Raw genomic sequence first — 12,535 nt, 5'->3', positions numbered from 1 at the left:
AGCAAGGCACTGTTTTTGCGCAGGGCACGGTGCCGCTTCCGGCCTCCTTTCCAATCGTGTGCTTATGCGTCCAACAGCTACTCTGTTGCTCCTGCTGCTTGTGTCTTTTTCCTGGCCCCTGCGGGCACAGGAAGCGGCTCGTACCGTGGAGTTTGTTGAGAACAAGGGCCAGTGGGATGCGCGGGCGCACTACGCGGCGCATGTTGCGGCCGGGGCCCGGCTTTTCGTCGAGCCGACTGGCCTGACGTACGCCCTCACCGCCGGCCTGCCCGACCACGCACCCCACCCGCGCGGCGAGGCCCGGCCTGCGCCCGGCGGCCAGCTCGCCAGCCACGCCCTGCGAGTCGAATTCGTGAACCCCGGCAAAGCGCTGGCCCTCCTGGCCGAAGACGCCACGCCCACCCGCCAGCACTACCTGCGCGGCTCCGACCCCGCCCGTTGGGCCACCGATGCCCGCGCCTTCCGCCAGCTGCGCTACCAGCAGCTATGGCCCGGCACCGATTTGGTGCTGAAAGAAAACGCCGCCCACGAGCTGGAATACGACCTGTTGCTGGCCCCCGGCGCCAACCCCCACCGCCCGCGCCTGCGCTACGCCGGGGCCGATGCCCTGCGCCTCGACCCCGCCACCGGCAACCTGCTGGTCCAAACCTCGGCCGGCGTGCTCACCGAGCGGCAGCCCCGCGCCTGGCAAACCGACCCCGCCACCGGCCACCCCCAGGCCGTGGCCTGCGCCTTCCAGCTGCGCGGCACCGAGGTCAGCTTCCGGCTGGGCGACTACGACCGGCGCCGCCCGCTGGTCATCGACCCGGTGGTGCAGTTTGCCAGCTACACCGGCTCGCCGGTAGAAAACTGGGGCTTCACGGCCACTTCCGATGCGGCCGGCAACCTGTACACGGCCGGCGTGGTGTTCGAGCCGCGCTACCCCACCACCACCGGCGCCTACCAAACCAGCTTCAGCGGCAGCACCGACATGGCCATCATGAAGTTCAACACCGGCGTGGTGGGCGCGGGCGCACGGGCCTGGGCCACCTACCTGGGCGGCAGCGGCCTGGAATTTCCGCACAGCCTGCTGGTGAACGGGCGCGGCGAGCTGCTGCTGCTCGGCACCACGTCGTCGACCGACTACCCCACCACGGCGGCAGCGGTGACGCGCACGTTTCAGGGCGGCACCAGCATCGCACCCTACGGCGTGGGGTCGGCCTTTGTGCTGGCGGGCGGGTCCGATATCGTGCTGAGCCGGCTGAACGCCAGCGGCGGCCGGCTGCGCGCCAGCACCTACCTCGGCGGCACGGCCAACGATGGCCTGCTCGACCCCGCCGCGCCCGCGCCCAACCTCCGCTACAACTACGGCGACGCCTTTCGCGGCGACCTCGCCCTCGACCCGCAGGGCAACGTGTACGTGGCCAGCGTCACGGGCTCGGCCAATTTCCCCGGCTTGGCGGCCGGCGCCACCTACCGCGGCGGCCTCACCGACGGCCTCGTCACCAGCCTCGATTCCAGCCTGAGCCGGGTGCGCTGGACCACGCTGGTGGGCGGCTTTGGGGCCGATGCGGCCTACTCGCTGCAGCGCGACGAGGCCAGCGGCGACTTGCTGGTGGCCGGCGGCACGGCCAGCTCCAACCTGGCCGGGGCCATTGGCGGGTACCAGCCCAATCTGTCGGGCGGGGTCGACGGCTTTGTTTCGCGCCTCACCGCCGGCGGGGCCATCACGCAGAGCACCTACCTGGGCACCAGCACCTACGACCAGGCCTACTTCGTGCGCCGGACGGCGGGCGGGCAGGTGTACGTGCTGGGCCAGACGCTGGCCACGGCCTGGCCCCGCCAGACGGGCAGCTTGTACGCCAATCCCAACGGCCACCAGTTCATTCAGCAGCTGGCCCCCGACTTGCGGACGGCCGGCTTTGCCACCGTGTTTGGCAGCGGCCGGGCCATGCCCGACATCTCGCCCACGGCGTTTGAGGTGGACTGCTACGGCCGCCTGTTCGTGGCCGGCTGGGGCGGCGGGCTCGACCCGCACAACGGCTCCACGGTGGGCCTCGACGTCACCCCCAACGCCTTCCAGACCACCACCGACGGCATGGACTTCTACCTGATGCAGCTGTCGGACGGGGCACGGGTGCTCGACTACGCCACCTTTTTCGGCACCTCGGCCGATGACCACATCGACGGCGGCACCTCGCGCTTCGACCCGCAGGGCACCCTCTACCAGGCCCTGTGCGCCTGCAACCAGGGCAGCGGCGGCGGCCTGCCCATTCCGCCCGGCGCGGCCTACTACACCGCCACCAACGGCTCGGCCCACTGCAACAACGCGGCGTTCAAATTCGCTTTCGGGTCTGGCAGCACCCCCGCCGGGCCCGATACCCTGACGGTGTGCGCCCGCACCAACGCCATCCGGCTGGGCGGCTCGCCCGCGGGCGGCGTCTGGACGGGCTCCGGCGTGACGGGCTCGGTGGCGGCGGGCTACGTTTTCACGCCCGATACCACCCGGCTTGGCACCTTCGTGCTCACCTACACCAGCCCGCTGCTGGGGCTGTGCGCGGGCACCAGCACCCGGCGCATTACGGTGGTGGCCCAGCCCCGGGCCCGCATCACGGCGCCCAGCCGCATCATCTGCCTGCAGCCCCGTGGCCCCGCGCCGCCGCCGGTGCCGCTGACGGGCACGCCGGCGGGGGGCTTTTTTGCCGGTGCGGGCATCGTGCCGGGCACTTCCTCTTTCAATGCGGTGCTGGCGGGGCCGGGCGTGCACCAGGTGTATTACGTCACCGGGGGGCGCTGTCCGGTTAGCGCTTTCCTCTTGATTACGGTGCAGGGCCTGCGCGTCATCGACCTCGGCCCGCCCCTGACGGTGTGCGCCAACGACCCGCCCGTGTCGCTGACGGGCAGCCCCGTCGGCGGCGTCTGGACGGGGACCGGCGTGAGCGTTTCGGGCAGCGGCTACGTGTTCACGCCCAGCCCCGCGCTGGTGGGCCACCACTTGCTCACCTACGTTTTTGCCGGCACCCCCGACTGCCCCGGCGCGAGCGACACCCTGAGCGTGACGGTGCGCCCGGTGGCCGGCACGGCCACGGCCCCCGCCGATACCGTGATGTGCTCCATTGCCGCGCCCTTCCGGCTGCGCGGCGGGCTGCCGGCGGGCGGCGTCTGGTCGGGGCCGGGCGTGACGGGCTCGGTGGTGGCGGGCTACACGTTCACGCCCAGCCCGGTGCTGGCGGGCACCCAGGCCGTCACGCTCATCACCCTCACCTACACCGGGCCCGTCACGAGCCCGAACATCTGCCCGCCCCGGGCCCGCCGCGTCGTGCGCCTGAACTCGGGTTCGGTGCAGCTCGGCGCGCCCGCCCTCGTGGTGTGCCCCACGGCCGGCCCGCAGGTGCTGCAAGCCAGCCCGGCGGGCGGCACCTGGACGGGCCCCGGCGTGGCCGGCGCGCCGGCGGCGGGCTACACCTTCACGCCCAGCCCGGCGCTGGTGGGCATGCAAACGCTGTCGTACAGCGGGCCGCCGTCCACCGACCCCGCGCAGTGCCCCGGCTCGGGCCAGCTGCAATTGGAAGTACGCGCCGGCCCCGAGCCCTACCTCGACCCCGTGCCGCCCGTCAGCTTCTGCACGGCGGTGCCGCCCCACGGCGAGGTGCTCACGGCGCAGCCTGCCGGGGGTGTGTTTGGCGGGCCGGGCGTGGTGGGCAACCGCTTCAATCCGGCGCTGGCCGGGCCGGGCCGCCACACGCTCACCTACACCATCCGGTTTCTGACCTGCACCATCGTGGCCACCCAGGTGGTGGAAGTGACGCAGCTGCCCCCCATTCGCCTGCCCGCCGACACGGTGCTGTGCGCCGACCAAACGCCGTTTCGCCTGCGGGCCACCCCGGCGGGCGGCACCTGGAGCGGGCCGGGCGTGACGGCGGCCGGCATCTTCACCCCGCCCAGCACCGCGGGCACCACCGTGCTCACCTACACGCTGCCCGGCGGCTGCGGCGCGGCCCCCTACCGCGTCACGGTGCCGGTGCAGCCCACTTTCGCCGCCGGCTGGACGGTGCCCGACTGCCCCGGCAACCTGCTGGCCCCGCGCCGCCTGCGCTTCGAGGCCACGGGCCCGGCCGCCGGCCAGGTGCAGTGGGACTTTGGCGATGGCAGCGCGCCGGCCACCGGGGCCGTGGTGCTGCACAGCTACGCCGCCGGGCACTACCTGCCCCAGGCCGCGCTGCCCGCCAGCAGCGGCGCGACGGGCCCCTGCCCGCGCCAGTTTGCCCTGCCGCCGGTGGAGGTGCTGCCCGGCAACGTGCCCAACATCATCACCCCGAATAATGACGGGCAGAACGACACGTTCGCGCCCGCGTTGGGGGGCTGCCCCGGCCGGCTCCAGGTGTTTTCGCGCTGGGGCCAGCCGGTGTTCGACAGCCCGGTGTACCACAACGAGTGGGGCGGCGAGGGCCTGGCCGCCGGCATCTATTACTACCTGCTGGGCGGGGCCGAGGGCACGGCCAAGGTGAAGGGCTGGGTGGAAATCGTGCGGTAGTTACCCCTGGCTATCCTGCTTGCTGCGGGGCTATGGTTTCGGGCGCGGGAGACACGGGACAATACATCTCCTTGGGAAGCATGGGTAGGATTCATCCAACGGCCGGTCTAAGTAGTCGGGCAGAAGGAAGCGTAGGCTCTGGTCTGACCGGTTGTCGGGGGAACAATTCCGCCCTGACGACAACCGGTCGGACCGCCTGGGGCGGTCCGACCGGAACCTGCGCTCTGCATGACGGTCTTCTACTCGTTCACTTTGGCACGACTGCTTAACCGAGAGCAGACATTTCACCTGCACCACTATAATCAGATATAAGTCGGGGTTACTCGCGCGGCGCTTACATTTGGCGCATCCGGTCTACGGCAGCGTGAGCCCCGGCAGTGTCCATCCTTACTTTTTCCGTTTTACCGATGCAGTACCAATCCTACTACCAGAACTTTTTTCTGGCCCTGGCCGCCTCCCTCTCCGATGATGCCTTTATGGCCTTCGTGGAGCAGACCTACCGCAACCTGGCGGCCGACCCCGCCCGCGCTGCCGAAGCCGCCCTGCTCCAGCCCCTCTACAATGCCCAACGCCAGGCCCGGCAGGCGGCCGGCAGCGGCGGCCAGAGCGGCAAAGTGGCTACCCTGGGCACCACCATCCGCGAGTTTCTGGCCTGGGTGCGCCTCACCAACGCGACCACCGTCTTCGCCAAATTCCCCAACCCCGGCGCCGAGGAGCGGCTCACCATCCTGCCCCACGGGGCCACCGGCCTCTACGATGCCGACCACGGCGAGCTGCTCACCGAAGCCACCACCTACGTCGATGGCCTCAAGCTGTATCAAGACACCCTGGGCAAAACCGCCGGCGAAGAAGGCGACGCCTGGCTGCTGAAACTCAGCAATGCCCTGAGCGGCCGGGGCACCGAGGTGAAAACCGGCAAAGTGGCCAGCTCCGCCCTCGACACGGCCGAGCACGCCACCTGCGTGGTGCTGTTCCGCCTCCACGGCCGCCTGCTCGATGCCTTTGCCGCAACCCCGGCCCAGGCGGCGGCCTTCTTCCCCTACCCTGATTCCGACCACCCGGCGGCAGTGGCCCCCGCCACCCCGGCTTAGACGAAACCAAGCCGGGCTATTTGTTTTTTGATACCGGCTGGGCCGGGAGCGTCGGGAAATCGATTTCCGAAGGCTCCCGGCGCGGGCGGAGGGGGAGAAATTGATTTCCCGCTGGTGCGGGGCGGGGCGGGGCGTTGGGGAATTGATTTCTGGCGGCTTCGGGCTGGGGCGGAGGGGGGGAGAAATCGATTTTCTGGCGCCCCGGGCTTGGGCAAGGAGGTGGGAAACCGATTTCCTGCCTTCCCAACCGGCACAAGCACCCACTATAATGCGCTGGTCAGGCAGTCTTCGGACCGGCACCTGCCCCAGGTTGCGGCTACTTCGCAACTTGGGGTACCTGATTATTGTAGGACCACCGCCGTCGAAAAAGCCGCAAAGCGGCGGCACCCCCTGCACGCCACCGGGGCCGCCGCTTCGCGGCTATTCAGCCGCATAAATCCTATATTATTTAATTCCATCGCAAGGATTGCGCGTGGTCAAATACCCTTGCTTTCCAGCACCTTGCCGGCACGATTGCTCACCTTGCCTTTTTCCGTTTGGTTGCACATGAAAAATTCTACCCCTCCCAACCCCGGCACGGGTACTACTCGTTTTTCTTATACGGTACCCAGCACGGTGCACCAAGCAACCTTGCGTATTTACCGCGCCTTGGATGGGCAACTGGCGGCGACAATACCCCCGTCCCCCGGCAATCAGTACGGCGACCTGTCACTCGGGGCTTACCCGGCTGGCATCTATTTCTGTTCGCTCATTGTTGATGGCTGGCCTTTGGTAACGCGGCGGCTGGTGGTACAATAGCGGCCATGATACGCTTTTTAACATTGGTGGTGCTGGGGGTAGCCCTTAGCACGACCGCCAGCGCCCGGCCTACCCAAGTCTGGCAACGAACGTTCGGAGAAGAGCCTCGGGCAACAGTCGGGCTAGTAGAATTGCGGCAGGTACGCGCCAACCGGCTAGCGGGCATCGGTAGCCGGGTGAGACCACTCGGTAATTATGTCACCCGCAATGCTCGGTTCTGGTGGTTCAACGGGCAAGGTGATACCATTCAAAGTCAGGGCTATACGCTCAATAATGGTAGCTACCTGAACATGCTGCCCTTACATGGCGGCGACTGGTTGCTGACCGGCTACGCCGATACCGCGTCGGTAGCAAATTCATTTGATGAAGCCCTTTTCTACGTCCGTACCGACTCGTTCGGTACATGGCGCAGCCGCCCCCGGTATTTGGGTCAGTACCGTTTCGGCCAAGCTCCAGCAGGTTTGCTGCCGTTGCCCAGCGAGGGGCTTTTATGGGCGCATACCATCAATTTGCAACCATATGTGCAAGGAGCATATGGGGGTTTGAACGCGGTGCAAGTAGTACGCTTGGACTCAGCGCAACGGATAGTATGGCGGCGACAATACCCTGGCAACACACCTGCTGCCGATGGAGTGAACGTAGCCGCGATGACTGTTTTACTCGACGGTTCTTACGTGCTCATTGGCCAGAAGGGCCGCGCCTGGCAGGCCCCGTACCCACCGGGGGCCATTGTGGTGCGCAGCGGCTGGGCCCAGCGGCTCAAAGCCAACGGCGACACCCTCCGCCTGGCCAGCGAGTACTTCGGCAGCATCTCCGAACTCTACGAGCCCGCCGACGTGCAGGCCACGCCCGACGGCGGGTACGTGGTGGTGGGCAGCGTCTACCCCGACAAGTACCTGCCCGTCTTCAACTGCTGCCCCAACCCGCGGGGCTTCCTGGCCAAGTTCGACAGCCTGGGCGTGGTGCAGTGGGAGCAGCGCCTCAGCGGCCTCAACGCCCAGTACCCCAGCGCCAGCCTGAACCACGTGCAGGTGCTGGCCAACGGGCAGTACCTGGTCAACGGCTTCCGCACCCGTGTCCCCCTGAGCGACCCCAACTCCGGCTACCTGGCCGCCTACGCGCCCACCGGCACGGGGGCCGCCCCCGTCTGGGAAACGTATTTTGCCGGGGCTCAGCAGCAAACCGCCCTGCAAGCGGATGGCACGCTCACCCTGGCCGGGCAGCGCCTCATCCCCCACACCGTGGGCGGGGTCACCAGCCAGGACCCGGCCGGCCTGCTCACCCGCTTCGCCAACGCGGGCACGCCCTACGCCCCGGCCTACTGCGCCCACCCGCCCCTGCCCAGCTTCGGCTTCGCCCTGAGCCCCGCCCGCGACACGCTGCGCCTGGTCGACTTCTCCGCTCCCGGCCCCCGCTTCGCCCAGCTCCTGCGCTGGCGCTGGCACTTCCCCGACGGCGCCTTCTTCGAGGGGCCCTCGCCCCCGCCCCACCGCTTCGCCACGCCCCCCGCCCCCGGCAGCCCCCTCACCCTCACCGTCACCAACAACCTGGGCTGCTCGGCCACGCTCACCCTCTACCCCTTCGGCGCGCCCACCGCCGCCCAGCAGGCCCGCGCCCTGGCCGCCCTGGCGAGCGTGTTTCCCAACCCCGCCGCCGGCGGCACGGCCACCCTGGCCCTGGCCGGGCTGCCGCCCCGCGCCCTAGCCACGGCCCAGGTGCGCGACGCCTTGGGCCGCGCCGTCGGGCAGGCGCGGCCGGTGCCCGTCGGGGCCGACGGCACCGGGGCCGCCCGCCTGGACCTGGCCGGCTGCCCGCCCGGCCTGTACGTGGTGTTCGTCCAGGTGGGCACCACTGCCTTCACCCGGAAACTCGTCCTGCAGTAGCCCGGCGGACCGGCCCGACTTTCTCACCCGAACCGGCCCGTCAGCACTGCTGGCGGGCCGGTTTGGCATTTGGCCGCCAGGTACGGCCCCGACCGCAGACTTTTTCGGTCCCGCCGCTGTTTACTCCCGACCTTTGCCCCACTTATGGACCCCACCACTTCCGCCACCAAAACCGGCCAGGTCTTCGACTGGGCCGTGCTGCGCCGCCTGCTCGGCTACGTGCGCCCCTACCGGCGCGTCTTCATCGGCCTGATTGTGCTCACCGTGGCCACGGCCGTGCTCGGCACGCTGCGGCCCTTTCTCATCCAGCGCATGGTCGATGTCAGCATCGAGCAGGGCGACCTGAAGAGCCTTAATTCGATGTTCCTGCTGCTGCTGGTGCTGCTGGTAGCCCACGCCGGCGTCAGCTATTTGCAGACGTACTACGGCGGCTGGCTGGGCCAGTACATCGTGCGCGACATCCGCACCGACCTTTACCGCCACCTGCTCGGCCTCAAGCTCAAATTCTTCGACCAGACGCCCATCGGCGTGCTCGTCACCCGCAACATCTCCGACGTGGAAACCCTTTCCGACGTCTTCAGCGAAGGCCTTGCGGCCATGGTGGGCGACATTCTGCAGCTGCTCTTCATCATGGCCTTCATGTTCTACATCGACTGGCGGCTGACGCTGGTGAGCCTGTCCGTAATTCCGCCGCTGCTCTTCTCCACCTACGTGTTCAAGGAAAAAATCAAGGGCTCGTTTCAGGACGTGCGCACGGCCGTGGCCAAGCTCAACTCCTTCGTGCAGGAGCACCTCACGGGCATGAACGTGGTCCAGATTTTCAACAACGAGGAGCGCGAATACCGCAAGTTCGAAGCCATCAACCAGGAGCACACCGAGGCCAACATCCGCTCGGTGCTCTACTACAGTATCTACTTTCCGGTGGCCGAAGTGCTGGGGGCCGTCGGCGTGGGTTTGCTGGTGTGGTACGCCGCCCAGGGCCAGATTGAGGGCTCGATTTCCAAGGGCGCGCTCATCGCCTTCATCATGTACAACGCGCTGTTCTTCCGCCCTATCCGGCAGATTGCCGACCGGTTCAATACCCTCCAGCTGGGCTTGGTAAGCACCGAGCGCCTGCTGAAATTGCTCGACAACCAGGACCTGGTGGCCACCACCGGCACCTACGCTCCCGCAGCGCTGAAGGGCGACGTCGAATTCAAGCACGTCAAATTTGCTTATAACGAGCCCGACTGGGTGCTCAAGGACATCAGCTTCCACGTCAGGCCCGGCCAGACCATTGCCTTCGTGGGGGCCACCGGCGCGGGCAAAACCAGCATCATCAACCTGCTGAGCCGCTTCTACGACATTCAGGAAGGCAGCATCTGCATCGATGGCCGCGACCTGCGCGAGTACGACCTCAGCCTGCTGCGCCGCCAAATCGGCATCGTGCTGCAGGACGTTTTTCTGTTCGCCGGCAGCATCCGCGACAACATCACGCTCGGCAACAAAACCATCACCGACGCCCAAATCTGGGAAGCGGCCGACCTCGTGGGCGCCCGCCGCTTCATCGAGCGCCTGCCCAACGGCCTGGGCTACCCCGTGATGGAGCGCGGGGCCACGCTCTCCGTGGGCCAGCGCCAGCTCATCAGCTTCGTGCGGGCCATGGTGTACCAGCCCCACATCATCGTGCTCGACGAAGCCACGTCCTCCGTCGACTCTGAAACCGAGGAGCTCATCCAGGAAGCCATCGAAAAGCTGATGCAGGGCCGCACCTCGCTCGTCATCGCCCACCGCCTGAGCACCATCCAGAAAGCCGATAAAATCATCGTCCTCGACAAGGGCGAAATCAAGGAAACCGGCACCCACGAGGAACTGCTGCGCATTGAAAACGGCTACTACGCCCAGCTCTACCGCATGCAGTACGTGGTCAGTGAACAGTTAGCAGTGAACAGTGAGCAGTTAGGAGAGGGGAAAACTGCTGACGATAGCATTTGAGCAGAACCTCGAACTACCACTGCTAACTGTTCACTGCTAACTGCACACTAAAAAAATGCGTTACCTCTTCCTCGCCATCATCCTGCTCACCCTGGTCGCGGCCGGCACCTACGTCTACCTCGGCGGCACCCGCGAGCCCAAAGTATCCCTCGAAACCACGGCCGCGCCGCTGTACTTAGCCGGCCAGCCCTTTCACGGCGCGGTGCGTGGCGAGGCCTTTGGCCAGCTTTTCCGCCAGGCCAAGGACGCCCAAACCCGCCTGCACGGCGACCTCGCCAACCTCTACCTCAACGACCCCGAATCGGCCCACGACACCATCCGCGCCTTCATCGGCCTGGCCCTGGCCGATACCGCGCAGGCCCTGCCCGCCGGCTTTCGCTACCGGCTGGTGCCGGCCGGGCAGCGCGTCATTGCCGCCCGCCTCCGCGGCGTGAGCTACCTGCTGTCGCCCAACAAGCTTTACCCCGCCGCCCTGGAGGCCATCAAAGCCCAAAAGCTCGCCCAGCGCGGCGATTTCTACCTGGAGCGCTTCGGCACCGGCGATGAGTCTGAGGTATGGATTGGGGTGAAGTAGTGACGCTTATTTCCGCTTAGCCGGCGCATCGGGCATGGTCACGCCCACACTCACCACATAAGCCGAAAACTGGTTGAACGTCCCGAACGGCACCGCGCCATTCCATTGCCGGTAGCCACCGCGCACGGTCAGCCACGGCCCCTCCACGCGCTTGAGCTTGTAGGTGGCGGCCAGGCCAGCTTCCGTCACCGGGGCCGTGGCCGAGGCAATTTTCTCCGCTTCCGTGCAGCCGCAGCTGCCTTTGGTGGGCACCTGGCGCGCCTGGTCGTACAGGTTCACACCGCCCAGGCCCGCGCCTACCTCCAGCGCCAGCCGCCACCGGGGGGTATCGGTTAGCAGCAGGTGGTTGTTCCAGGTCACACTGTAAAGCAGCAGGCGGGGCTTTTCCACGCCCGCGTACCGCTCGGCCGAGGCGGCGGCCGGCATCTCGCCCGTGACGGTGCCGCGCAGCCCCGTGCCCCAGCGCGGCCGCAGCCAATAATAACCCTGCACCTCGCCGCCCGCGTAGGGAGTGCCTTACCGGTCGCTAATCCCCAGCAGGCCCATCCCCACGGCCCACCGGCCCGGCACAAAGGGCTTCTGCACGGCGCAGGAATCGCGGTGGTGGCAGCAGGCTTGATGAACGGACGGCACATGGACGAAATGGCATTGCGCCTGTACGGGTTGCGGAACCAGTAGCCACGCAGCGCCTAGCAGCGCCACCAAAGTAAAAGTTGTTTTCATGACGCTTAATTTACGAATAGCGGAATGAATATCCTTTGCTCAACCGGTCGTTTTCATGAATGCGTAAAAAGGCCCTGACATCTTCCGATACCAGGGCCTTTTTACGCGGGGATGCAGCCGTCTATTATTTGCGCCCGAAATAATACGAGGCCCCAAACTGCAGCTGACTGAAGCCAAAGCCGGCATCAAACGAGCTAGCGGTTTCGTCGGGAATGTTGCTGCCCGTCAGGTTATTATTTTTGATGGTCAGCCGGTTATAGGCCAGGCTTCCAATCGTGGCCGTCAAGCCAAACTTGGGCACCGGGAAGAACACAATGCCCGGCGTGAGGGCCGCATAATAGCCAGTAGCCTTCAGGTTGGTGTAGTAGGTAGTAGGGTAGCCCCCCGAAGTGTAATACTGCACGGACCGCCGCAAGTCCGACTCATATCCCGCCCCAACCCCCGCGGTCAGGCCAAATTGCTCGCTCAGCATTTTGTAGTACTGCACCATCGGCCCCACCCGTAGCGTAGTGGAAGTAGGCGGGCTGGTGGTTTGAAGGTTGGAAGAAGATTTGGCCGAACCACCCGTTACCGAGTGGCTGAGCTGCAGGCCCAGGGCCAGGTTGTCGGCCACAAAGCCCCCGACGGCAACATCCAGATTGAACGTGCCGTACGTGACCGTGCTGGTGTACGTGCTGCCGCTGCCGGTGTTGGTTACATCGTCGGTGCTGGTGTGGTAGCCCACCGAGCCGGTGAGCAAGCCCGTGCCTTTGCCGATGGTGGTTTGCGCCTGTGCAGCCGAAAGGGTACTGCCTAATGCGGCCAGTAGAAGTAGTGAACTTTTCATGAAGGAAATTAAGGTTTGGGGCAAAGTTCTTGTGGAGCACCTCATTTCCAATGCCGCCAGCCAACTATTTGCGGCCCTCATGCCGCGGCCCAGTGCGCCTGAGCGGTTACGCGAAGTATAGTAGCAACTTACCAAACCGGCCACAACGCGCAA

The 12,535-nt window shown here is 66.6% G+C and carries 9 protein-coding genes; 6 read left to right on the top strand and 3 right to left on the bottom strand.

Going from position 1 to position 12,535, the window contains the following annotated elements:
* Window positions 1–100: 100 nt before the first annotated feature.
* From J4G38_RS28850 to J4G38_RS01790, 6 genes are all read left to right on the top strand, one after another.
* A complete protein-coding gene (locus J4G38_RS28850; protein WP_210514652.1) occupies window positions 101–4,513 on the top strand; it encodes a DUF7948 domain-containing protein in 4,413 nt (1,470 codons plus the stop codon).
* 407 nt (window positions 4,514–4,920) lie between these two features.
* A complete protein-coding gene (locus tag J4G38_RS01810; protein WP_210514649.1) occupies window positions 4,921–5,604 on the top strand; it encodes a hypothetical protein in 684 nt (227 codons plus the stop codon).
* Window positions 5,605–6,150: 546 nt separating this feature from the next.
* A complete protein-coding gene (locus J4G38_RS01805; RefSeq protein WP_210514647.1) occupies window positions 6,151–6,402 on the top strand; it encodes a hypothetical protein in 252 nt (83 codons plus the stop codon).
* A gap of 647 nt (window positions 6,403–7,049) precedes the next feature.
* Complete coding sequence (locus tag J4G38_RS01800; RefSeq protein ID WP_210514644.1) at window positions 7,050–8,285, top strand: hypothetical protein; 1,236 nt, start codon at window positions 7,050–7,052, stop codon at window positions 8,283–8,285.
* Between the two features lie 144 nt (window positions 8,286–8,429).
* Window positions 8,430–10,259 carry an ABC transporter ATP-binding protein gene (locus J4G38_RS01795; protein ID WP_210514640.1) on the top strand — a complete coding sequence of 610 codons (1,830 nt, stop codon included), beginning with the start codon at window positions 8,430–8,432 and terminating at the stop codon, window positions 10,257–10,259.
* Window positions 10,260–10,314: 55 nt separating this feature from the next.
* The gene (locus J4G38_RS01790) at window positions 10,315–10,833 is read left to right on the top strand and encodes a hypothetical protein (protein WP_210514637.1); all 519 of its coding nucleotides are present in this window, start codon (window positions 10,315–10,317) and stop codon (window positions 10,831–10,833) included.
* Window positions 10,834–10,839: 6 nt separating this feature from the next.
* On the opposite strand, the gene J4G38_RS01785 is transcribed toward J4G38_RS01790, so the two are convergent.
* The 3 genes from J4G38_RS01785 to J4G38_RS01775 all read right to left on the bottom strand — a co-directional run bounded on the left by J4G38_RS01785 (window position 10,840) and on the right by J4G38_RS01775 (window position 12,382).
* The gene (locus tag J4G38_RS01785; protein WP_210514633.1) at window positions 10,840–11,325 is read right to left on the bottom strand and encodes a hypothetical protein; all 486 of its coding nucleotides are present in this window, start codon (window positions 11,323–11,325) and stop codon (window positions 10,840–10,842) included.
* A 24-nt stretch (window positions 11,326–11,349) separates the two neighbouring features.
* Complete coding sequence (locus tag J4G38_RS01780) at window positions 11,350–11,556, bottom strand: hypothetical protein (RefSeq protein WP_210514631.1); 207 nt, start codon at window positions 11,554–11,556, stop codon at window positions 11,350–11,352.
* A 124-nt stretch (window positions 11,557–11,680) separates the two neighbouring features.
* Window positions 11,681–12,382: a hypothetical protein gene (locus tag J4G38_RS01775; protein ID WP_210514628.1), complete on the bottom strand. Its 702-nt coding sequence runs from the start codon at window positions 12,380–12,382 to the stop codon at window positions 11,681–11,683.
* Between the last annotated feature and the right edge of the window lie 153 nt (window positions 12,383–12,535).

Origin of the sequence: Hymenobacter terricola (genome assembly GCF_017921975.2) — a bacterium.
GTDB lineage: Bacteria > Bacteroidota > Bacteroidia > Cytophagales > Hymenobacteraceae > Hymenobacter > Hymenobacter terricola.
This window is presented reverse-complemented; position numbering and strand designations above follow the sequence as displayed.

Bases quoted from the DNA above. Each gene is read 5' to 3' on its own strand.
- J4G38_RS01810 (WP_210514649.1), top strand. From the start codon at position 4,921: ATGCAGTACCAATCCTACTACCAGAACTTTTTTCTGGCCCTGGCCGCC.
- J4G38_RS01795 (WP_210514640.1), top strand. From the start codon at position 8,430: ATGGACCCCACCACTTCCGCCACCAAAACCGGCCAGGTCTTCGACTGG.
- J4G38_RS01775 (WP_210514628.1), bottom strand. From the start codon at position 12,382: ATGAAAAGTTCACTACTTCTACTGGCCGCATTAGGCAGTACCCTTTCG.
- J4G38_RS01790 (WP_210514637.1), top strand. From the start codon at position 10,315: ATGCGTTACCTCTTCCTCGCCATCATCCTGCTCACCCTGGTCGCGGCC.
- J4G38_RS01805 (WP_210514647.1), top strand. From the start codon at position 6,151: ATGAAAAATTCTACCCCTCCCAACCCCGGCACGGGTACTACTCGTTTT.
- J4G38_RS01780 (WP_210514631.1), bottom strand. From the start codon at position 11,556: ATGAAAACAACTTTTACTTTGGTGGCGCTGCTAGGCGCTGCGTGGCTA.
- J4G38_RS01800 (WP_210514644.1), top strand. From the start codon at position 7,050: ATGACTGTTTTACTCGACGGTTCTTACGTGCTCATTGGCCAGAAGGGC.